Source organism: Sphingomonas sp., assembly GCF_017744835.1.
Classification (GTDB): domain Bacteria; phylum Pseudomonadota; class Alphaproteobacteria; order Sphingomonadales; family Sphingomonadaceae; genus Sphingomonas.
This window is the reverse complement of record NZ_JAGIAM010000001.1, coordinates 504,043-523,098: the sequence shown is the minus strand read 5'-3', so window position 1 is coordinate 523,098 and position 19,056 is coordinate 504,043. Positions and strand designations below refer to the sequence as shown.

Annotated in this window: 23 protein-coding genes; 10 read left to right on the top strand and 13 right to left on the bottom strand. The window is 67.0% G+C overall.

The features are described from left to right. Window positions 1-23 precede the first annotated feature (23 nt). Window positions 24-482, top strand: a complete 459-nt coding sequence (locus J7500_RS02435) for a hypothetical protein (RefSeq protein ID WP_294059728.1) — start codon at window positions 24-26, stop codon at window positions 480-482. Between the two features lie 5 nt (window positions 483-487). Next, window positions 488-715, top strand: coding sequence for a helix-turn-helix transcriptional regulator (locus J7500_RS02430; protein WP_294059725.1), 228 nt, complete (start codon window positions 488-490; stop codon window positions 713-715). Here the strand turns inward: J7500_RS02430 and J7500_RS02425 are convergent. Both J7500_RS02425 and J7500_RS02420 read right to left on the bottom strand, forming a co-directional pair. After that, a complete protein-coding gene (locus tag J7500_RS02425; protein WP_294059723.1) occupies window positions 679-1,380 on the bottom strand; it encodes a hypothetical protein in 702 nt (233 codons plus the stop codon). The two genes, J7500_RS02430 and J7500_RS02425, sit on opposite strands and share 37 nt — an antisense overlap. Beyond that, entirely contained in the window at window positions 1,355-2,284 is a 930-nt protein-coding gene (locus J7500_RS02420) for a LysR family transcriptional regulator (RefSeq protein WP_294059721.1), read from the bottom strand. The genes J7500_RS02425 and J7500_RS02420 overlap by 26 nt, the downstream gene beginning before the upstream one ends. Window positions 2,285-2,381: 97 nt before the next feature. On the opposite strand from J7500_RS02420, the gene J7500_RS02415 reads away from it, so the two are divergent. Next, window positions 2,382-3,248 (top strand): alpha/beta fold hydrolase, encoded by an 867-nt coding sequence (locus J7500_RS02415; protein ID WP_294059720.1) that lies wholly within the window; start codon window positions 2,382-2,384, stop codon window positions 3,246-3,248. A gap of 145 nt (window positions 3,249-3,393) precedes the next feature. On the opposite strand, the gene J7500_RS02410 is transcribed toward J7500_RS02415, so the two are convergent. From J7500_RS02410 to J7500_RS02370, 9 genes are all read right to left on the bottom strand, one after another. Then, window positions 3,394-4,614: a heparan-alpha-glucosaminide N-acetyltransferase domain-containing protein gene (locus tag J7500_RS02410; RefSeq protein WP_294059717.1), complete on the bottom strand. Its 1,221-nt coding sequence runs from the start codon at window positions 4,612-4,614 to the stop codon at window positions 3,394-3,396. A 3-nt stretch (window positions 4,615-4,617) separates the two neighbouring features. Continuing rightward, window positions 4,618-4,740 carry a hypothetical protein gene (locus J7500_RS02405; protein WP_294059716.1) on the bottom strand — a complete coding sequence of 41 codons (123 nt, stop codon included), beginning with the start codon at window positions 4,738-4,740 and terminating at the stop codon, window positions 4,618-4,620. A gap of 26 nt (window positions 4,741-4,766) precedes the next feature. After that, on the bottom strand, window positions 4,767-5,546 hold the full coding sequence (locus J7500_RS02400; protein ID WP_294059715.1) for a hypothetical protein: 780 nt from the start codon (window positions 5,544-5,546) through the stop codon (window positions 4,767-4,769). Window positions 5,547-5,768: 222 nt separating this feature from the next. Next, the gene (locus J7500_RS02395) at window positions 5,769-6,194 is read right to left on the bottom strand and encodes a GNAT family N-acetyltransferase (RefSeq protein ID WP_294059713.1); all 426 of its coding nucleotides are present in this window, start codon (window positions 6,192-6,194) and stop codon (window positions 5,769-5,771) included. Between the two features lie 44 nt (window positions 6,195-6,238). Beyond that, window positions 6,239-6,853 carry a glutathione S-transferase family protein gene (locus tag J7500_RS02390; protein WP_294059710.1) on the bottom strand — a complete coding sequence of 205 codons (615 nt, stop codon included), beginning with the start codon at window positions 6,851-6,853 and terminating at the stop codon, window positions 6,239-6,241. Window positions 6,854-6,857: 4 nt separating this feature from the next. After that, the gene (locus J7500_RS02385) at window positions 6,858-8,267 is read right to left on the bottom strand and encodes a M20/M25/M40 family metallo-hydrolase (RefSeq protein WP_294059709.1); all 1,410 of its coding nucleotides are present in this window, start codon (window positions 8,265-8,267) and stop codon (window positions 6,858-6,860) included. A gap of 262 nt (window positions 8,268-8,529) precedes the next feature. Continuing rightward, complete coding sequence (locus J7500_RS02380; RefSeq protein WP_294059707.1) at window positions 8,530-9,570, bottom strand: pyridoxal-phosphate dependent enzyme; 1,041 nt, start codon at window positions 9,568-9,570, stop codon at window positions 8,530-8,532. A gap of 81 nt (window positions 9,571-9,651) precedes the next feature. Then, a complete protein-coding gene (locus tag J7500_RS02375) occupies window positions 9,652-10,128 on the bottom strand; it encodes an Lrp/AsnC family transcriptional regulator (protein WP_294059704.1) in 477 nt (158 codons plus the stop codon). A gap of 119 nt (window positions 10,129-10,247) precedes the next feature. Continuing rightward, window positions 10,248-10,601, bottom strand: a complete 354-nt coding sequence (locus tag J7500_RS02370) for a helix-turn-helix domain-containing protein (protein WP_294059701.1) — start codon at window positions 10,599-10,601, stop codon at window positions 10,248-10,250. A 123-nt stretch (window positions 10,602-10,724) separates the two neighbouring features. On the opposite strand from J7500_RS02370, the gene J7500_RS02365 reads away from it, so the two are divergent. Further along, window positions 10,725-11,720 carry a zinc-dependent alcohol dehydrogenase family protein gene (locus J7500_RS02365; protein ID WP_294059699.1) on the top strand — a complete coding sequence of 332 codons (996 nt, stop codon included), beginning with the start codon at window positions 10,725-10,727 and terminating at the stop codon, window positions 11,718-11,720. Between the two features lie 183 nt (window positions 11,721-11,903). On the opposite strand, the gene J7500_RS02360 is transcribed toward J7500_RS02365, so the two are convergent. Together J7500_RS02360 and J7500_RS02355 are read right to left on the bottom strand one after the other, a co-directional pair. Next, window positions 11,904-12,488 (bottom strand): dihydrofolate reductase family protein, encoded by a 585-nt coding sequence (locus tag J7500_RS02360; RefSeq protein ID WP_294059696.1) that lies wholly within the window; start codon window positions 12,486-12,488, stop codon window positions 11,904-11,906. Between the two features lie 117 nt (window positions 12,489-12,605). Further along, window positions 12,606-13,523 (bottom strand): helix-turn-helix transcriptional regulator, encoded by a 918-nt coding sequence (locus tag J7500_RS02355; protein WP_294059694.1) that lies wholly within the window; start codon window positions 13,521-13,523, stop codon window positions 12,606-12,608. A gap of 51 nt (window positions 13,524-13,574) precedes the next feature. On the opposite strand from J7500_RS02355, the gene J7500_RS02350 reads away from it, so the two are divergent. From J7500_RS02350 to J7500_RS02325, 6 genes are all read left to right on the top strand, one after another. Continuing rightward, on the top strand, window positions 13,575-14,579 hold the full coding sequence (locus tag J7500_RS02350; protein WP_294059691.1) for an alpha/beta fold hydrolase: 1,005 nt from the start codon (window positions 13,575-13,577) through the stop codon (window positions 14,577-14,579). 125 nt (window positions 14,580-14,704) lie between these two features. Further along, entirely contained in the window at window positions 14,705-15,742 is a 1,038-nt protein-coding gene (locus J7500_RS02345) for a saccharopine dehydrogenase NADP-binding domain-containing protein (RefSeq protein WP_294059689.1), read from the top strand. A gap of 50 nt (window positions 15,743-15,792) precedes the next feature. Then, a complete protein-coding gene (locus J7500_RS02340; RefSeq protein WP_294059687.1) occupies window positions 15,793-16,566 on the top strand; it encodes an isocitrate lyase/phosphoenolpyruvate mutase family protein in 774 nt (257 codons plus the stop codon). Next, a complete protein-coding gene (locus J7500_RS02335) occupies window positions 16,563-17,519 on the top strand; it encodes a creatininase family protein (RefSeq protein WP_294059686.1) in 957 nt (318 codons plus the stop codon). The genes J7500_RS02340 and J7500_RS02335 overlap by 4 nt, the downstream gene beginning before the upstream one ends. 156 nt (window positions 17,520-17,675) lie before the next feature. After that, complete coding sequence (locus tag J7500_RS02330; protein ID WP_294059683.1) at window positions 17,676-18,209, top strand: hypothetical protein; 534 nt, start codon at window positions 17,676-17,678, stop codon at window positions 18,207-18,209. A 37-nt stretch (window positions 18,210-18,246) separates the two neighbouring features. Continuing rightward, window positions 18,247-19,050: a hypothetical protein gene (locus tag J7500_RS02325; RefSeq protein WP_294059681.1), complete on the top strand. Its 804-nt coding sequence runs from the start codon at window positions 18,247-18,249 to the stop codon at window positions 19,048-19,050. Window positions 19,051-19,056 lie beyond the last annotated feature (6 nt).

The following is a 19,056-nucleotide window of genomic DNA, read 5'->3' as shown; positions in this document are numbered from 1 at the left end:
GCGCGGCCCGCCAGCTGCGGTGGTTGACCTTTGCCGCCATCGGGCTGGCTGTCCTCGCCTGCGGGTTCGCGGCGGTGACGCTCGCCTTCGGCAAGCCGGCGCTGGGTCCGATCGTGGTCGGGATGGACGACAGCCTTACGAGCGCGCAGGGCGCCGGCTTGCTCGCCGTGACCGGGGCCCTGCTGGCGATGGCCCTGCTGCGGCTTGCGGCGATGCTGCGGTCGGTCGAGACCGGCCAGGCGTTTCCCGCCGCGCCGCTGCGCGGCTTTGCCTGTTACCTGTTCCTGGCCGTGCTCGCGTCGGTCGCCGGCCCGCCGCTGATCCAGCTGGCGGCCGCGGCGGTCGCCGGGGGCGGCCGGGTCGAGCTCGGGCTCGACGGCGGCGAGGTGCTGCTGCTGTTTGTTACATGTCTGCTGTTCTTCGTCGCCCAGCTGCTCGGCGATGCCCAGGCCATCGCCGACGACGCGCGCCAGATCGTCTGACCGCGATGGCCGTCGTCGTCCGCCTCGATGTCGTGCTGGCGCTGCGAAAGGCCAAATCGAAGGACCTTGCGGCCCATGTCGGCATTACGGAAACCAACCTGAGCCTGCTCAAGTCCGGTCGCGTGAAGGGCATCCGCTTTGAGACGCTGGACAAGATCTGCCAGTTCCTCGACTGCCAGCCGGGCGACCTGCTGGCCTATGAACCCGACGTGGACTCCACTTCCAGCAGGTGATCTGCCAAGCTGTAGCAGTGGCTCGCGCAATAAGCGTTTCGGCCGCGGTTCATATGCGTCAGGTTGAAATTTCGGATCGCGCGCAACGCGCGCGGGTCGGTCAGGAATTTGCAGATGGAGGCGTCGCCCGACACCTTGACGCCGAAGGTGTCGGCTTTCCAAAGAAAATGGCTGACGTCCTCGGGGCGGGAGACGCATTGCTCCAGGAATGCTTGGTCGAGATCGGCCGGCTCGGGTGAGCCTGCGGTGGTGAAATCGGACAGGTGCAGGATGAAACGCGCCCGGACGCCGTCGCCATCGGCCAGGAGGGTGAACAGCTCCATCCAGCTCGCACTGATGCGGGCGAGCGGCTTGTCGGACGTCGACGGCAGGCACGAAACCGACCAGTATTCGCGCTCAGTCATGCGCGGGACCGGTATGCAGTTCTCGACGTAGAGCCGGAGGATCGCCAGCACCTGCTGCGCCTGGGGGCGGCGGAGCAGTTTCTCGAAGCGGCCGATGTATTTGAACCGTTGCTCAATTGACTCGGAGCGCGCATCGACATCGGGCGGAACTATTTCTCCTTCCACCCAGGCGCGCTGCTGCTCGAAATCCAGGAATTGGCGCAGGCCCATCGCGCCGCGGCAGGGGCTCGCGCGCTTATCGGCTTTCACGGCGAGATCCATCGGGCTTCAGCGCGAACGCGTGCGCCCTTTGCGCAATGTGGTGCCAGAGCCGACAGGCGACGGGACCATGCGGCCGATCTCGCCTGCGCGCGGCAACGAGGTCGACGCTGACACCCGGGAAATGCGTGCCCGCCATCGACATCAGCAATCCGCGTTCGAGCTCGGCTGCGATCATGAACGCCGGCAGGTGCCCCCAGGCGAGGCCCCGCAGGATGACTTCCTTCTTCATGCGATGGTCGGCGACAGTGCATTGCGGTGCGTCGTCGAGCACGTGGAAGCTCGGCCTGTCGGGGCCACGCGCAGTGTCGCGAATGATGCACTGCGTCAGGCTCCTCATCTGCTCTGGCGCGATCGAAGGGGTGATGTCGAACGGCAGGAAGCCCGGCGCCACCACCGGCACGAAGGCGACCGTGCCAAGGTCGATCCACTCGAAACGCGCATCGGCCTTGTCAACCCAGTGAAGCACGAGGTCGGCTTCCCCTTCGAGCAGCCTCTCCTGGGGTCCGCTGATCGTCTCGTAGTGCAGGTCGAGGCGGGTGTCCGGCTGCTGGGCAAAGAAGCCGCCCAGCAGCTCGAGCCCCTGTTCGGTGGGGCAGGTATCGCCGAGGATGACTCGCAGCTGCGTTTCCTCGCCCGAGGCCAGTTGCCGCGCGTGCATGTCGAGAGCCGCAGCGTTCGCGAGCAGGTGACGCACCTTGGCGTGGAACGAGCGGCCGGCTTCGGTCGGCACGACCCGGTAGCCGCTCCGGTCGAGCAGGGCGATGCCCACCCGCGCCTCGAGCTTGGCGACCGCGGCGAACACGGCGCTGTGCGAGCGATGGAGCCGGGTCGCGCCGGCCTGGAACCCTCCTTCGCACACCACGGCATCGAAGGACTGGAGTTCTTGCAGCGTAAAGTTCGACATTTGCGAAGACGGTTACAGGGATTGTGTGATCTTTTCAATTTCTGTCGAACATATCCTTTCCTAGATCGAAGCCACCTTCATCGAGGACAAAGCTCCCATGCACGACAACGAAACATCCCCGGTTCCGGCGCAGCTGCTCGGCGCGACCCTGCCGTCTGCGGGCACCCTGTCCCATTTCACGACTGGCGACGGCGTGCGGATTGCTTATCGCGAGGACGGTTCGCCGACACGGCCTGCGCTCGTCCTTTCGAACTCGATCGGCACGACGCTCGACATGTGGGGCCTCCAGGTCCCGGCGTTCGCCGAACATTTCCGCGTGATCCGCTACGATTTTCGCGGCCATGGCGCCTCCGACGTCCCGGCAGGGGCCTATTCGGACGCGCGGCTCGGGCGGGACGTGCTCGAGCTGCTCGACCACCTCGGCATCGCGCGCGCACACTTTCTCGGGCTCTCGCTCGGCGGCTTTGTCGGCCAGTGGCTGGGAATCCACGCGCCGGAGCGGATCGAGAGGCTGGTCCTCAGCAATACGGCGGCCCATCTCGGCCCGCCCGACGCCTGGGACAGTGCGATCGCCGGCATCCTCGCTGCGCCGGACATGGCCGAAACGGCCGAAATGTTCCTCGCCAACTGGTTTCCCAAGGCGGTGATCGAAGCCGAAGCCCCGATCGTCGCGCAGTTCCGCGAACAACTGCTCAGGACTTCTCCGCGCGGGCTCGCCGGCTGCCTGGCGGTGGTTCGCGATACCGACTTGCGCCGGACGATCGCGCTCATCCCCAACGAGACGCTCGTCATTGCCGGCCGCTTCGACACCGTGACCTCGGCCGAGCGCGGCGAGGAGATTGCCCGAACGATCCCGGGTGCCAGTCTCGTGATGCTGCCGGCGGTCCACTTGCCCAATGTCGAGCTGGCCGAGCAGTATTCGGCTGCGGTCATCGAATTCCTGACCGGAGCCGGAGGGGCATAGCGCGGGCGCACGGGCCTGCCGCAGCAGCAAGATGCCGCGATTGATCATGCCGGAATGCTCCGGCATGATCGACGCCTCGGCGATCAACGAAGCAAAGCAGCGCTGGTCGGCGCCTGTCGCCGGCGAGCGTCGGCCCAGCGATCGGTCAGAGATAGCCGAGCCATCGGTCCCTGCGGGTACGCTTGACGTGGTCGAACCAGCGCGACAACGGATAGAGTAGGGCCAGGGTAATCGCCCAGAAGAGATAGGCGCCGGCCAGGGATAGGCCCCAACCGGCCTCGATCAGTCTCGACGGATCGACGATCCAGTTGGCGAACGCCGCTACTGGAACGCCCATCGTCGCACCCGCCAGGACGGCAAGGCCGTGCGCGAGCCAGATGTGCAGCAGGTAGGTGAACAGCGGCGTGCGACCGAAGGTCCGCAGGACGCCGACGACCGCGCCAGACCGGCCTTCGAGGCCGCGAAAGACAAGCAGGGACAGGCCCAGCATCAGCGCGACATAGGCCGGTGACGGCGGATACTTGCTGACATTGAGGAAGCTGAGGACGGTCCAGAGCGCCTCGGGTTGCCGCGACCAGGCACGCGGGTCCAGGCCGGGCACGTTGAACCAGCGCAGCAGGAAAAATCCCGCCAGCAGGACGCATGCTATCGCGAGGACGTCCCGGTTTCGCCGGCCGGCGGGCTTGTTGAATAGCGGCCCCAGGCCGTAGCCGAACAGCATGATGCCAATCCAGGGGATGGCCGGATAGGCGACCAGGGCGAAGCCGGCCGGCGTCGCCACGGGCCCGAACACAGCGAACGCTCTCCAGGCGATGGACCAGTCGCCGAACGCTTCGGCCGGTATCGCGCCCATCAAGGGGTGCAGGACGAGAATGCCGATCCCCAGCAAGAGGATCAGCATGCGGGGCAGCCACAGCAGGCCCGCCAGCGCGATCATGCCCGCGCCGATTGCCCAGATGACCTGCAGGAAAATCCACCAGCCAAAGTTGAACCCGACTCCCACGATGGTGAGTTCGAGCAGGATCAGCCAGATGCCGCGCGCCAGCAGGAACCGGCGGAGTTCGGCGACACTCTTGCCGTTGGCGTGCTGAAGCCAGATCGAGACCCCCGACAGGAACACGAACGTCGGCGCGCACAGGTGGGTCACCCAGCGCGTCATGAAAAGGAGCGGATCGCCGCTGTCCAGGGCCAAGGGGTCGGCGATCAACGCACCGCGATGGAAGAAGTCGCGGACATGATCCAATACCATCAGGACCAGGACCAGGCCGCGCAGGGCGTCGATCGTGCCGACCCGCGGGGAACCGGTTCGCGTGAGGCCCTCGTCGTTGGTGGTCGATGGCTGCCGTTCGGTCGAGGCTTGGATCATGCTTCATGCCCTCGGAGGAAGATCATCTTGCCCGTCGGCCGGGCCGCGCACGCCGGTCCCGCCGCCGGTGCGCAATTCCAGCCGCCCGGCGAGGTCGAGCTCGATTGCGGCGCCGGCCATCACCATCGGCATCGCCCATGCGCACATCGACATCACGCCGGCGTGAGGGTCGCCGCGACGGCAAGGAAATAAATGCGCGTGATGCCCTCGTACCCGGAATCGGTCCCCACCACGAGCCAGAGCCTGCCGACGCTGTCGCTGGTCGCGTAAGGCGCTTGCGCGCCGGTCGACAGCGTCTTGCGCTCGTAGGGCGCCGCCCTGCAATCGCCCGGAAGCGCCTGCGCGAAGTCGCCGATGACGACGACCTCGGTCGCGCCCTCGCTCTGATCGCCCTTGTCGAAATTGGGCATCACGCGCGCGTTTTCGATCACGTTCGCAGGCTCACGAGGCGAAGCCCCGGCCTTCAGGTAGACGCCTTCGCCCGGCGGGCCGCCCGTGCCGCGGCAGCCTGGGGGGGCGTTGGTGGCAAACGCCACGGTCAGGTCAATGCGATAGCGCCGGTTGGGGACAAGGCCTGTGACCGGTCGCCAGAGGTACATGAACACGTCGTCGGCGCGATTGTGGGACGCGAGAAACACCCCAGCGCCTGCGTCGAGGGGTTGCGGAAGCTGCTCGTGGCCCGACAGGAAATCGATCGAGGCCTCCTCTCCCGGGACGTAGTCCGCGTAGTTCGCCTGCCAGCCGTCGAAGCCGGCTGCGAAGGAAGAGCTGAGCGTAACCGGGCCAGGCGTCGGTGTTGGCGTTGGAGTCGGTGTTGGTGTTGGCGTCGGCACAGGCGTAGGAGTGGGCGTCGGTGCAGGCGCGTCGGTCTCGCACGCGGACAGGAGCAGGCCGGCCGCGAGCGCCAGCGAGGGGAAGCGGATTCTTGTCATGCAGCACCTCGTGAGGAAAATGCCTTGGCCGGAACCCGCAAGTGAACCATCAACGCAAGGACGGACCCGCAGCGGCGTGCCCGTGCACCCTCCGTCCAAGACGGCTGAGCTCCCCGGCCGGATACGGGGGGCGTGGCGGTGGCCGGCGCCATGCGCCTGCGATGCGATCGCCAAGCGGCCCGCAATCCTGTTGCGCGCGATTTCATTTGAAGGGGCGCCGTGTCAAAGCGCCATCGAGAAATAATAGGCCGACAAGGTCATGCCCTTGCGCTTGTAGAAGCGGTGGGCGGCCTCACGCGCGGTATTGGAAACGAGGCGCAGGTGCGCGCAGCCTTGCGCCTTGGCGAGATCGACGATCCAGTCGAACAACTCCCCGCCATAGCCCTTCGACCGCGCGTCCGCCCGGGCAACGAAATCTTCGATTTCCAGGTAGCGCCCCTCGACGAGCCACTCGCCGGCCCGGAGGCCGGCGACGCACAGGACACCGCCGTCTTCCAGATACGCGAGCCGGAAGCCGGACATGCTCCCCAGGCGCCGGACGTGGTCGACAAAGGTGTCCGCCTCGAGGTGTGGACGCAGCTCGCGCATGACCGGGAAGCAGGCGGCGATCTGGGCGTCGGTCAGGGCAATCGATATGTTTCGGCTCATACTCCGCCCCTCACGCGCATCAACCGGCCGCTTGGTCGTTCGACTTAATCCTGCGTCTCTCCGGCAAGCGGGGTCGCTTGCATCGACGCCCGCTTGGCGAAGGCATCGAACCATGCGCTCAGGCGCGGGAAGGACCGGAAGGACGGCAGATCGCGAAACTCCAGCCAGTCCAGGGTCGTCGCGAGGGCGACGTGCCCAACGTTCAGCGCCTCGTTGGGATCGATCCGCTGCTCGAGCCAGGCGTAGCTTTCCTCGAGCTTCAGCGCATATCCATCGGCGAGCGGCGGGTAGCGCAGCGCCTCCGGGCGGCGCACGCGTTCCCAGCGAAGCTGGATGCCCGAATCCGCCATGCCTTGAGCCGCGGCCTCGAACCGCAGCGCCCGCCAGCGCGCTTCGCCTGCCTCGGGAATGAGCCTGGGACCGTCGTGAAGAGTGTCGAGATAGGCGCAAATGACCGTTGAATCGAAGATGGGCTCCTGGCCGGGGCGAAGGAGGATGGGGACCTTGCCGAGCGGATTCTCGGCGAACACCGCGGGGTTCGCGCGGGTCGGGCTGGTCTCGTGATGCTCGACGGCAACGCGGTCGCCGAGGCCGGCCTCGAGCGCGAAGACCAGCGCCTTGCGCGCGTAGGGAGAATGGGTCTGGTACAGCAGTTTCATGGTCTCAACGGTCTTTCACGTGACAAAGGATATAGGCGAGCGCCGTGGTGAGCTTGTGCGCGGCCGGCAGGTGCAGGAATTCGTTCGGCCCGTGCGCATTGGATTCCGGTCCGAGCACGCCTGTCACCATGAACTGCACGCCCGGGAAGCGCGAACCGAGCATCGTCAGGAAGGGAATGCCGCCGCCGCCGCCGATCGTCGCGGCCGGGCGCCCGAACGCCAGCCGCGAGGCGGCATCGAAGACCTCGGCAAGATGTGGATCGAGGCGCGGCGCTTCCCAGCCGGGCGAAAGCATGTCGAGGCCGAAGCTGACATCGCAGCCGTACGGCGGGTCCGCTTGGAGGACATGTTTGAGGGTGGTACCGGCGGCAGCGGGATCCAGCGTCGGCGGTAGCCGCAGGCTCAGTTTGAGAGCAACCTCGGGCCACATTACCGCGGCCGCATCGGCAACGCTGGGAATACCGTCGACGCCGGTGACGGCAAGCTGCGCCCGCCACGCCCGGTTGAGCAGCTGCTCGGCGCCGTCCTCGACGACGGGCGCCGTGCTGCCAGCAAGCGGTAGCGCGCGGTGCAAGGGGCCGATTGCACCGGCGGTGGCGATTGCCTGCGCGCGCCGCTCCGCCGGGATAACCACCTGGAAGCGGGCGTCGATTTCACCGGTCAAGGGGTCTTCGATCCTTGAAAGGAGCTGTCGTGCGATGCGCAAGGGCGAAGGCACGACGCCCGACGCATCGCCCGCGTGCACGCCCTCGCGCAACGTGCGCACGGTGAGAGTTCCGGCAACTTGGCCGCGCAGCGAGGTCATGGTCCAGAGCTGTTCGTAGTTGCCGCAGGAGCCGTCGAGCGCGACCAGGAGGCCCGGCTTGCCCAGCCGGGTTCCGAGGTGCTCGATCGTGGGCTCAAGGTCACCGCTTCCCGACTCCTCGGAGCCTTCGATCAGTATCTTGATTGGCGGATGGGGCTTAGCCTGCGCGCGCAGCGCGAGCACCGCGAGGACGGCGCTGAAGATCGCATAGCCGTCGTCCGCCCCGCCGCGGCCGTAAAGCCGGTCACCCTCTATGACGGGAACCCAGGCCCCCGTGCCAGGATGCCAGCCGTCCATCGGCGGCTGCTTGTCGTAGTGGCCGTAGAATACCACCGGCGCGCGCGCGTCGCCCGGAATGTCGATGAAGATGGAGGGCGTGCGCCCGGCAAGCCGGACGATCTCGACCGAGGCTTCGGTGATGCCGGCGAGCCGCGCTGTGGCCCAGTCGTGGAGCAGTCGCGCCGCACGTTCAAGGTGGCCGCTGCCCTCCCACTCGGGATCGAATGCCGGCGATTGCGCGGGAACGGCAATGTACGCCTGCAGCCGGGGAAGGATGTCGCGCTGCCACGCTTCGCCGATGAAGGCGTGCGCCCGTGCATGGTCAAGCAACTCGAAAGCTCCGGTTCAAGTGAAGGTCCAGCCTAGCGTACAAACGTGCCGTCTTTGGGCGATTTAAGGGTGCGTCGCGCCGCTAGGCCGCGCGCCCGCACCGATGCGCCAAGATGGGTTGCGAGGGATGACCCACGAGGCTGCCGAGTCGCCCCTCTTCCGGCTCCTGGGCCGGCATTTCTGTCTCCCGTCGGCCGCGCCGCGGGCTTGCGAAGCAGCCCGCGCAGGACGACGGCGGGAACCAGGCCCGCGCCTTTGGGCGCTAGGCGAGGAGCGCCTCGTCGCCTGGATCGCACGCTCCCTCTGTCACGATCACAAGCGCGATGCTGTCGCGGCCGAGGCGATGGATATGCCGCAGCGCGGGATCCATCGCGACGTGAAGCAGTCCCGCAAGACCCGCCGCCCCCGACGCGGTGGTCTCGACGCCGGCATCGGCGGCAAGGACTTCAACTGCCTGCGCGAGGCAGCCCTCGCCCACGGCCACCGGACGTGCGCCGTGGCGCTTGAGGACCTCCAATGCCGGCGCCGAGGCCAGGCCGCAGGACAGCATCTCGGCGGAAGTCGCCAAGCCGCCCGGAAGCAGCTCGGGCCTGCCGGCTGCCAGGGCCCGGCCCACGCAGGCCGCGGATTCGGGTTCCACGACGATCATGGCACCGCCATCGACACCAAGCCCGCTCGCCACCGCGGCGGCCAACCCGCCCACGCCGGCTTGGACGAAGCTATGGCTGAGCCGGGCGTCCATCCGAGCCAGCTGTGCGCGCAGTTCCGTGGTCAGCACCGCATAGCCTTCCATCACGAGCGTGACCGCGCGGTTCTCGGCGTCACGCGTGGTATCCGGGACCAGCAACCCTTCGCCGGCACGTTCCGCCGCCACCGCGGCATCGACCGCGTCGTCATAGGTCCCAGGGACCCAAGCGATGGACGCGCCCAGTCGGGCGATCCGCTCGGCGCGCGCGGCGTCGACCCCGGTGTGAAGATAGATTGTCGCCTGCGACCCTGCGGCTTGCGCGGCCGCCGCGACCGACAGTCCATGGTTGCCGTCGCTCGCGCAGATGAGCCGGGGAAGGACTCGGCCAGCCCCGCATCCGTCGGCAAGCTCCGGCACGGCCAGCCCGGCGTGGTCGGCGAGCAGGCGCAAGCCCGCGTACATGCCGCCGAGCACCTTGAAGTTGCCAAGCGGACGCTCGTTCTCGAACTTGACGAGCACCCGGGACACGCCGGCGCGCCCGGCAAGTGCCGGAAGATCGCGCAGCGAAGTCGGGGGAAGCCGCAGGCCGGACGGCGAAAAGGACAGGCTGGTCATGGCCCAATAATGAGGCCGGTGCCGTGCCGCGCGACCGCAAACTTGCACGCTCGCAAGCGGACAATCGGCGCCCGCGGCGCCTCAATCGATCCCGTCGATGGCGATGGGAATGGCCAAGCCGCGCTTGATGACACCCAGAGCCACGTTGGTGGTGAAGTGCCTGATATTGGCATTGTCGCGCACCATCCGGGACATCAGCTCGTCATAGCTTGCCGTGTCGGGAGCAGTCACGATGAGGACAAAATCGGCTTCGCCGGTGACGTAGAAGGCCTGTTGGACCTGGGGCTCGTTCGCCAGCCAGCGGCGCAGTTGCGCGAGCAGCTCGGGGCGCTCGCGCTCGATCTGGAGCGCCACGACGAAGAAGGTCGGGCGACCGGCGTGCTGGGGATCGACGATCGAGACGTTGCGCTGGATGACCCCCGCCTCGTGCAGGCGGCGAATCCGTCGCTGGATCGCCGAGACCGACAGCGCGACGCTTTCGCTGAGCTTTTCGCCAGTCAGCGAGGCGTCTTCCTGGACCAGGTTCAGAATCCGGCGGTCAAATGTGTCGAGCTTCATGCGCAGCGTTGTAGCGTCGCCAAATGGCGTTTGAAGGCGAATCCGGCTTGATGGCCGCCGTAAAGCGGCGCCACGTCGCGGCAATTTGCGGCGGGTGCGCGTCGCGTAGGGCATGAAAGTCAGCCGTCACGCGCGACAAGCCCCCGCCGGTGCAACCAGGCCTCGCCCCAGTTCCGCAACTCATGGAGGATGGGCTCAAGCGAGCGACCCTCCTCGGTGATCGAGTAATCCACTCTCGGCGGCACGACCGGATATACCGTTCGTTGGACGAGACCGTCCGCCTCGAGCTCGCGCAACTGCTTGATAAGAAGTCGTTGCGAGCAATCGCCCAGCTCGCGCTTGAGCGCGTTGAACCGCATCGTTCCCTTCGTCAGGTGGTAGAGGATCACGCCCTTCCACTTGCCACCAATGATATTCAGCGTGGCGTACATGGTGCAGCCAGGAACCTGTTCATAGTCGTGCAGCTTCTGCATTGGCGCCCTCACGGTATACTTTCGGGCACTATGTGCTTTCGATTACCGTATTTTCAATTTCGACTTCGCGGCCACTTCTGTCCGCGACCCGCGCCGCAACGGCGCGCAGACAGGAGTACACCCATGCCGCGTAGCGTCCGATTTCATGAATACGGGAGCGTCGATGTGCTGCGCATCGAGGAACTGGAGACCCCGGTGCCGACGGCGGACGAGGTATTGATCGCCGTACGCGCGATCGGCCTCAACCGCGCCGAGGTGATGTTCCGCAACGGGGCCTACCTGCATGAAGCTTCTTTTCCTTCAGGCCTTGGCTACGAAGCGGCCGGCACCATCATCGCCGCCGGAAGCCGCGCGACCGGGTTCACGGTCGGCGACGTCGTCAGCGTCATTCCGACCCCCGACATGTCCCGCTGGCCAACCTATGGGGAAGTCATCGCCATCCCCGCCCGCTACGTCGTGAAGCATCCGGCCGGACTGTCATTCGAGAAGGCGGCCGCCGCATGGATGCAGTACGTCACCGCCTGGGGTGCGCTGGTCTACCAAGCGAAGCTTGCGGCCAACGAATTCGTGATCGTTTCGGCCGCCTCGAGCAGCGTCGGTATTGCCGCGATTCAGGTCGCGCGCTGCGTGGGAGCCACCGTCATTGCGACAACGCGGTCGGGGGCGAAAGCACAGGCACTGCGCGAAGCCGGCGCCCACCACGTGATCGCCGTTGAGTGCGAGGATCTCCCCGCCCGGGTGGAGGAGATCACGGGCGGCAAGGGCGCCCGCGTCGCCTTCGATCCGATCGGAGGGCCCGCAATTGCGCAGCTTGCCGGCTGCATGGCGGCAGGAGGCACGCTGGTCGAATATGGAGCGCTCAGTTCCGAGCCGGGGGTGTTCCCCCAGTTTTCGGTGCTTGGCCGGAGCCTGACCATCAAGGGCTACCTTTATACAGAGGTCGTGAACGACGACGCAGCCTTGGCGCTGGCCAAGGCTTTCATCGTCGAAGGGCTCGAGGCCGGCCGGCTCGATCCCGTGATCTCGCGCGTGTTCCCGTTTGGCCGGATTCGAGATGCGACGCGCTTCCTGGAATCGAACGAGCAGATCGGCAAAGTCGTCGCCGTGCTCGATGGCTAGGTACGGCCTGTCGAACTTCCCTCGGCCCGGCCAGGGCGCATGATGCGCTGTCCTTGGCGCAAGCTTAGTCCTAACCTGCCCGGGCGCATCGGCGGCTGCCTGAGGCGCGCCGAGGGACTCGATGCCGGGTCACCGTGTCGCGAGAAGGACGGGGCGGGGCGGCGGGCCGAGGCGGCTTCCACGCTATCGCGCAGCCGCGATCCTGTAGTCCAGCCGCACCCGCCCGTCGCCGAGGCGGCGAGCCTGTAGCTGCTCGAGCGCGTGCGTCGCCTGGATCGTCGAGAAGAGCGCCGTTCCGCCGACCGAGACGAGCGGGTATACGATAAGCCGGAGCTCGTGGACCAGTCCGGAGTCGATGAGCCCCGCGATCGTCTCGGCGCCTCCTACCAGGTAGATGTCCTTCCCGGACTGCCGGAGCAGCTCGGCGACATCTTCGGTGCTGCGCAGGAAGCGGGTGTTCGGCCAGAGCGCCGCCTGCGACGTCGCCGAGAGGACATAGTGCGGCAGCTGCGGGACATGCCGTGCCCAGGCGATTTCGTCGGCGGTCGGTAGCGCCCCGGTCATGGGGTGGAGCCGGTCGGGGGCCTCAATGACGGCCGTCCAGTATCGCTCATAGTCGGGGTACATGGCGCGGCCAAGAAGGCACGCATCGATCTGCGGCGTGAGATCGTAGTCTTCCGACCAGGCCTGCACCCACTCCGGATATCCGTCGGCGGCCACCACCTTCCCGTCGAGGGAAATCTTCATTCCGGCAATCAGTCTGCGCATCCAGCCCTCCTCTTGCGGGGGGCAGTTGACGGCGAAAGGCACGAAGGGCGGGAGTTACAAGAGTGGCGGGATTTCCTGGGCTGCCGTTACCTCCGGCCAGGGGCGCCTCGGCCCCCGCTAGCGCTGGGCCAAGGCGCGGCAAAAGGCCCGTGTCGCTTCGTCTGCCGGGTGCATTGCTTCGATGCGCAGCTCGTCCGCCACGACTTCGGACGCGCCAACGAATGTCGTAAGCGTCGAGAAGAAGCGGAGCTCGCCGTCGGGCCCGTGCAGCGCTGTGGTCACGACGGGCAGTGGCGGCCTTCCTGGCTCGCGGCGTCGCCACGCGTCGGGCACTCCCGGGAATGCGGTGAGGCGGGCGAGCAGCGTGCGCGGACGCGGGTCGGTCGGACGGCGGCGGATTTCGTGGTGGAGATGGCGCAGCAATTCGCTGGCAACCTCGCTCCAGTTTGCAATTGCCGGCCGCATGTCGTCGGGATCGAACAACTGGAGAAGAATATTGCGGTTCTTCGGCCCGCCCGGTCGCACTGCCTCGAGCAGCCGTGTCATGCCCGCGCTGGCCTGGATCAGGTCCCAATTCCGATCGAAGGCAAAAGCCGGGTAGGGTTCGTGCTCTTCAAGGATGAGCGACACGGCGGCGCTGACCAGCCCCATCTCGGGCGCGTCGAGCGAAGATGCAGGAAATGCGGGTGCATAACCTGCCGCCACCAGCAGCTCGTTGCGTTCGCGCAGGGGCAGCTCAAGCGCCTCGGCGAGGGCCGTGAGGAGGCCGCGGCTCGGCTGCGAACGGCCGGTCTCGACATAGCTCAGGTGCCGCGGCGAGGTTCCCGCGTGCAAGGCCAGCGTCATTTGGCTGAGGCCGCGGGCAGCCCGCCACTCGCGCAGCAGGGCGCCGAGCGGCGTCCATCTGCTTGGCCGCTTCATGGTGGAACCTGCTGCGGTTTGCATGCCGGCGATGACCTTGTCTGCTTGCACCCGGATATATCGCGCCGCTGTCTGGGGGCAACGTGGTCGCGACGCCATGACCTTGCAGGTCATCGCCACGCATCCTTTTCCGGGTCGACAAGGGCGGGCGAAAGGAATGCGACGATGATCAGGCGCAATTTTCTCGTTTCGGCGACCCTGGGATTGGCGGGGGGCGGCCTGGGACGTGGCGCGGCCGCCGCCGAGGCGAGCCCGGCGGCGACCCCAGGCGAGGCAGGGAAAGCGTTGATCGGTCCGGACGAGGCCATCGACGCCGCGCGTTTCCACGTGGATCGCCGCCTGCTCGGCACGCGTTTCGGCACGATCAGCTATCTCGACCGCGGCACCGGTCCTGCCGCGCTGTTTATCCACGGCTTCCCGCTGAACGGGTTCCAATGGCGGGGAGCAATCGATCGTCTGTCCCCGCTGCGCCGCTGCCTTGCCCCCGACCTGCTGGGGATGGGGTACACCGATCCTCGCCCCGGCCAGTCGCTGGGCCCGCACGCCCAGGTTGAAATGCTGCTCGACTTCCTCGACGAGCTGGGCGTCGGCGAGATTGACCTGGTCGGAAACGACAGCGGCGGCACGGTCGCGCAGCTGCTTGCCGCACGCGCACCCGGTCGCGTCAGGACGCTCCTGCTGACCAACTGCGACACCGAGATCGACAATCCCCCTCCAGCGCTTGCGACGGTGATCGCCCTTGCCCGCGAGGGAGACTATCCGGACGCCTGGCTAGTGCCCTGGTTCCACGACAAGGAGCTCGCGCGTCGCAAGGAGCTTAGCGACGGATACAGCCGGGCGGGCTTTCCGAGCGACGCCGCGCTCGAGGTCTATCTCGGACCGCTGATCGCGACGCCGCGCCGCAAGGCGCTGACGAACGAATTTACGCTCGCGCTCGAGCCCAACGTGCTGCGTGCCGAGCATGAACGGCTGAAGCGATTCCCGGGCGAGGTTCGCATTGTCTGGGGCACGGCGGACGGCCTCTTCGCACGGGACAGCCCCGCCTTTCTCGATGGCCTGTTTCCGAATTCCAGAGGGATCCGTGCGCTGACCGGCGCGCGGTTCTTCTTTCCCGAAGAATATCCGGACCTCATTGCCGAGGAGGCCCGGCGGCTTTGGCTCCCGTCATGATCCACGCATCCAAGCAAGTACCGCAGCGCCGTTTAGACGCGCGACCGACGCTTGATTAGCGCAAAAACCGCGCAGCTGCACGATAGTGACGTCGGCTTGGAACCTTGAGCAACCGAAAGATCGACATGCCTGACAAGAAGTCCGGCGGTAAAAGCAGAGTCGCCGTATATGGCGCCGCCGGGCATACGGGGCGGTTCGTCGTGTCTGAGCTGCTCCGCCGCGGAATGACGCCTGTCGCCGCAGGGCGTGACACGTCCCGACTCCTCGCCACCGGCCTCGAGGACAGCGGCGTGGAACTGCGCGGCGCATCGATCGACGATCCGGCATCGCTCGACCAGGCGTTTGTTGACGTCGCGATGGTCATCAATTGCGCAGGGCCATTTCTCGACACGGCAGAGACCGTCGCGGCCGCAGCACTTCGCGCCGGTGCGCACTATCTGGACGTGACCGCCGAGCAGGCCAGTGCGACGGCGACCCTTGAGCATTTCGCAGAACCCGCCCGCCGCGCCGGCCTGCTCGTCATGCCGGCGATGGGATTCTTCGGCGGACTTGCCGACCTGCTCGTTACCGCCGCCGCAGGCGACTGGGAATCGGTCGATGACGTAGCCATCGGCATTGCGCTCGACAGCTGGCATCCGACCCAAGGAACCCGCCTTACCGGCGCGCGCAACACCGCGCAGCGCCTGATGGTCACGGGCGGCGCGCTCGCGCCGCTGGCATTGCCCGCAGCGACCCGAGCGTGGGATTTCCCGCCGCCGTTCGCACGCCAGGAGATGGTGGAGATGCCGCTTTCCGAAGTCGTCCTCGTCGCGCGGCACCTGCGTACGAGGGAACTGCACACGTACCTCAGCGCGGCCGCGCTCAACGACATTCGCGATCCGGCTACGCCGCCGCCGCAACCCGTGGATGCGCACGGCCGATCGGCCCAGCGCTTTCTCGTCGAGGCGATCGTGCAAAAAGGAGGCCTCGAACGCCGGGCCAGGGTCGGCGGACGCGACATCTACGCCTTCTCGGCACCGCTCGTCTGCGAAGCCGCCGAGCGTATCCTCGACCACCGCACCACGGCGCGCGGCGCCTTTGCACCGGGAGCCGCGTTCGATGCGGCAAGCTTCCTGGGCGCGATCGCACCGGACGCATTCACGACCGAGGCTCGGGGCGCCTAGCGGCGCGCCGGCGCGGAAAGACCATCAATCGGCAAGGGGAAGGAACGAGCTTGGAGCAGATCGAAAAGGCACGCAGGTTCGCCGCGCTGCATAGGGGCGAGGCCCCGCTGGTGCTTTACAACGCCTGGGATACGGGCAGCGCACGGGCGGTCGCGGCGGCGGGCGCCGAGGCGATCGCGACTAGCAGCTGGGCGGTCGCGGCTGCCCATGGCTACGAAGACGGGCAGGCGATCCCGCTGGCGCTGGTCGAGCAGATCGTCGGACGGATTGCCGCCAGCCTCGACCTGCCGCTGACGGTCGACTTCGAGGCTGGCTACGCCGAGGACGACGACCTGCTCGCAGCGAACGTCGCTCGCTTGCTCGCGCTGGGAGTGGTCGGCATCAATTTCGAGGATCGCATTACCGCAGGAACAGGGCTTTACGAGCCCCGCCGGCAGGCCGGACGAATTGCCGCCCTCCGCCGCGCTGCCGACGCGATGGGCATTCCCCTGTTCATCAACGCCCGTACCGATCTGTTCCTGGGAGGGGAGGACGAGCCGGCAGCCCTGCTCGACGCGGCGAAAGACCGCGCCGAAACCTATCGTGACGCCGGCGCCGACGGCTTCTTCGTGCCCGGCCTGGTCGACGATGAGCTGATTGGCGCGCTCTGTACGGCCTGTCCGCTCCCTGTGAACGTGATGGTTGCCGAGGGCGGTTCATTGCTGGCCCGGCTCGCCGGCCTGGGCGTGGCCCGCATAAGTTTCGGGCCGGCCCCCTTCCTCGCCGCGATGCACGCGCTCGAAGCCACGGCAAGAGCGGCATGCGGCCGGCTTGGCAAGGCATGACAGTGGCATCCGGCCGACAAGGTTGCGCGGGCTGGAACGGGCTTGTCCGGCTGCTCGGCGGCGCTTCGGTAACGCTTGTCCCTGCTGCCGCCGCTGCGCAGGACGTCCTGCACGGGACGATCGCCGAGCAAAGCTATGTCGAGGTCGAAGCCGCCGCCAAGGGCGGCGCGATAGCGCTGTGGGCATTGGGCGCCATCGAGGAACACGGCCCGCACCTCCCGCTGTCGACAGATGTCGCGATCCCCTCTGCCCAGCTGCGCGGCGTAAGATCCGCGCTGGCGGGCAAGGGCATCGAGAGCCGGATCGTTCCTCCCTACTACTGGGGCGTCAACGCGGTGACCGGAGCATTCACGGGCTCAATTCACGTGCGCCCCGAGACCATGATCGCACTCATGCTCGACGTATTCCGCAGCCTGCGCCGCAGCGGCTTCGAGGAAGTCTATTGCATCACCGGTCATTTCGATGCCGCGCACGGCCGGGCCATCGCCGATGCCGTGCGCGAGGCGAACGAGCAGGGCATACTGAAGGCGCGGTTTGTCGTCCCGGACGTGTTGGGCGAGCGCCTTGGCCTTGACCCGGGCAACGCCTCGTTCCTCTTCGCGCGCTGGCCGGCCGCGGAGGAACGCGGATTTCCCGATCTCCACGCCGGCACCGCCGAAACCTCGGCCATGCTGCACGCAGCGCCCGACAAGGTCGACGAAGCCTTGGCAGGGGCCCTTCCCGTGGTTGCGCTCGACCCTGGACAGTTGCGCGAATGGCGCGCCGGGGGGGAGCAGGCCAGCACCCTCACGCCGCGTGGATACATGGGGGCGCCGGCACACGCGACAGCGACCGCGGGGCGGCAGCGGATGGCGCGCGAGATCGAAGCCTATGCGACGGCGATCGAGGGAGCGGTGTCACGTTCGCGCGCGCGCCGCGCGCCGGGTGCGACGATCGAGCGAGGCAAAAAGTGACGAAAATTGATTCCTGGACGAAGCGTGGCGGCCGACGCAGACGACCGCGGACAAACGTGCTTTCCCGCGCCCGGAATACGAGCGCCAAACAGATGCCTGCCGCCGGGGCTTCGCGCGCTCAGGCGGACGCGCCAAGGATCGAGGAGTCTCACGAGCATGTCCGAACAGAGCGAAAGCTTCGTCTTCATGCGTTCCTTGGTCGCCGACGGCCCGCATCCGGATATCCCGGAAGCGGACCGCATCTATGCCCCGGTAATTGGCAGCTGGTCGCTTACGATCGAGTGGCTCGATTCGAAAGGTGACGTCGAGCGCGCACTGCCCGGCGAATGGCACTTTTCGTGGGTGCTCGACGGACTGGGCGTGCAGGATGTCTGGATTACGCCGCCGCGCTCCGAGCGGACGGACGGGACGCCGCCGCACGAGCATGGAACAAGCGTACGCTTCTATGATCGCAGGACGCGAACTTGGCGCTCTACTTGGACGGGACCCCGGCACTCCTCAATTCTCGAATTCCAATCCCGGCTTATCCATGACGAGATCGTCCTCGAGAGCCGGGGACAGACGCCACGGATGAAGTGGGTGTTCTCGGATTTCTCGGCCGATGGCTTCACTTGGCGCAACTGGGTCGAGGACGCCGGCAGCTGGTGGCTCCAGCAGCGTTTCATCGCCTCGCGCATACGCCACGCATGACCCCCATGGGCGCATGCCCATTTCACAGGAGCATTCAATGTCCGCAATCGAACTTGAGCCCGAAGGGGAAAACCCGAGACTTGGAATCGGCATTCTCGCCGTCGGCACGATCTGCTTCGGCATCGCCTGCTTCCTGCAGCGCGATTTCGCGGTATTCTGGCAGCCGGTTCCGGAGAGCCTTCCGTTCAGGCAGCCGCTCGCGTTCCTGTCCGCCGCCCTGCTGGTATTGTCCGGCGCGGGACTGCTGCTCGAGCGCACCCGGTCCATTGCCTCCATCGTCCTAAGCACCCTCTTCGTCCTCTATGCCGCGGCATGGCTGTCGCGCGGCGGCCTTGGGTCGATCATGGGGATCGCGGAAGATCTGGGGGTCGCGCTCGGTGCCGCGACCATCTGGGCTCGCTGCGCGGCGACGCCGTCAAGGCCCGAACCGCTGGCGCCGTGGATTGCGCGCGTCGCTTTCGGCACCTTCTCGGTGATTTTCGGGCTCTCGCATTTCATAGGTCTGAAGAACACCGCCGAGATGGTACCGGCCTGGCTTCCGGGAAGCGGCGAGTTCTGGGCGCTAGCCACCGGGGCCGGGCATGTCGCCGCCGGCGTCGCGCTGCTCACCAATCGCCTTGCCGTTGTCGGTACCCGCGCGGCAGGCGCCATGTATCTGTGTTTCGTCGCCTTGGTGTGGCTGCCGGGCGCCGTCACGCATCCCGATCAATGGCTGCGCTGGGCGGGAGGGGCGATTTCGCTGGCGATGCTCGGGAGCATCTGGCTCATTGGCGACTATCTCGTCTGGAGCGCTTCTGCCAGGCAACGCCGGTCAGCGCCGAAACAATCCGTTGGCGGATGAGGACGT

Bases quoted from the DNA above. Each gene is read 5' to 3' on its own strand.
- J7500_RS02420 (WP_294059721.1), bottom strand. From the start codon at position 2,284: ATGTCGAACTTTACGCTGCAAGAACTCCAGTCCTTCGATGCCGTGGTG.
- J7500_RS02365 (WP_294059699.1), top strand. From the start codon at position 10,725: ATGCCGCGTAGCGTCCGATTTCATGAATACGGGAGCGTCGATGTGCTG.
- J7500_RS02400 (WP_294059715.1), bottom strand. From the start codon at position 5,546: ATGACAAGAATCCGCTTCCCCTCGCTGGCGCTCGCGGCCGGCCTGCTC.
- J7500_RS02375 (WP_294059704.1), bottom strand. From the start codon at position 10,128: ATGAAGCTCGACACATTTGACCGCCGGATTCTGAACCTGGTCCAGGAA.
- J7500_RS02395 (WP_294059713.1), bottom strand. From the start codon at position 6,194: ATGAGCCGAAACATATCGATTGCCCTGACCGACGCCCAGATCGCCGCC.
- J7500_RS02335 (WP_294059686.1), top strand. From the start codon at position 16,563: ATGACAGTGGCATCCGGCCGACAAGGTTGCGCGGGCTGGAACGGGCTT.
- J7500_RS02425 (WP_294059723.1), bottom strand. From the start codon at position 1,380: ATGGATCTCGCCGTGAAAGCCGATAAGCGCGCGAGCCCCTGCCGCGGC.
- J7500_RS02325 (WP_294059681.1), top strand. From the start codon at position 18,247: ATGTCCGCAATCGAACTTGAGCCCGAAGGGGAAAACCCGAGACTTGGA.
- J7500_RS02360 (WP_294059696.1), bottom strand. From the start codon at position 12,488: ATGCGCAGACTGATTGCCGGAATGAAGATTTCCCTCGACGGGAAGGTG.
- J7500_RS02405 (WP_294059716.1), bottom strand. From the start codon at position 4,740: ATGGTGATGGCCGGCGCCGCAATCGAGCTCGACCTCGCCGGGCGGCTG.
- J7500_RS02355 (WP_294059694.1), bottom strand. From the start codon at position 13,523: ATGACCTGCAAGGTCATGGCGTCGCGACCACGTTGCCCCCAGACAGCG.
- J7500_RS02410 (WP_294059717.1), bottom strand. From the start codon at position 4,614: ATGATCCAAGCCTCGACCGAACGGCAGCCATCGACCACCAACGACGAG.
- J7500_RS02380 (WP_294059707.1), bottom strand. From the start codon at position 9,570: ATGACCAGCCTGTCCTTTTCGCCGTCCGGCCTGCGGCTTCCCCCGACT.
- J7500_RS02330 (WP_294059683.1), top strand. From the start codon at position 17,676: ATGTCCGAACAGAGCGAAAGCTTCGTCTTCATGCGTTCCTTGGTCGCC.
- J7500_RS02415 (WP_294059720.1), top strand. From the start codon at position 2,382: ATGCACGACAACGAAACATCCCCGGTTCCGGCGCAGCTGCTCGGCGCG.
- J7500_RS02345 (WP_294059689.1), top strand. From the start codon at position 14,705: ATGCCTGACAAGAAGTCCGGCGGTAAAAGCAGAGTCGCCGTATATGGC.
- J7500_RS02430 (WP_294059725.1), top strand. From the start codon at position 488: ATGGCCGTCGTCGTCCGCCTCGATGTCGTGCTGGCGCTGCGAAAGGCC.
- J7500_RS02370 (WP_294059701.1), bottom strand. From the start codon at position 10,601: ATGCAGAAGCTGCACGACTATGAACAGGTTCCTGGCTGCACCATGTAC.
- J7500_RS02350 (WP_294059691.1), top strand. From the start codon at position 13,575: ATGATCAGGCGCAATTTTCTCGTTTCGGCGACCCTGGGATTGGCGGGG.
- J7500_RS02390 (WP_294059710.1), bottom strand. From the start codon at position 6,853: ATGAAACTGCTGTACCAGACCCATTCTCCCTACGCGCGCAAGGCGCTG.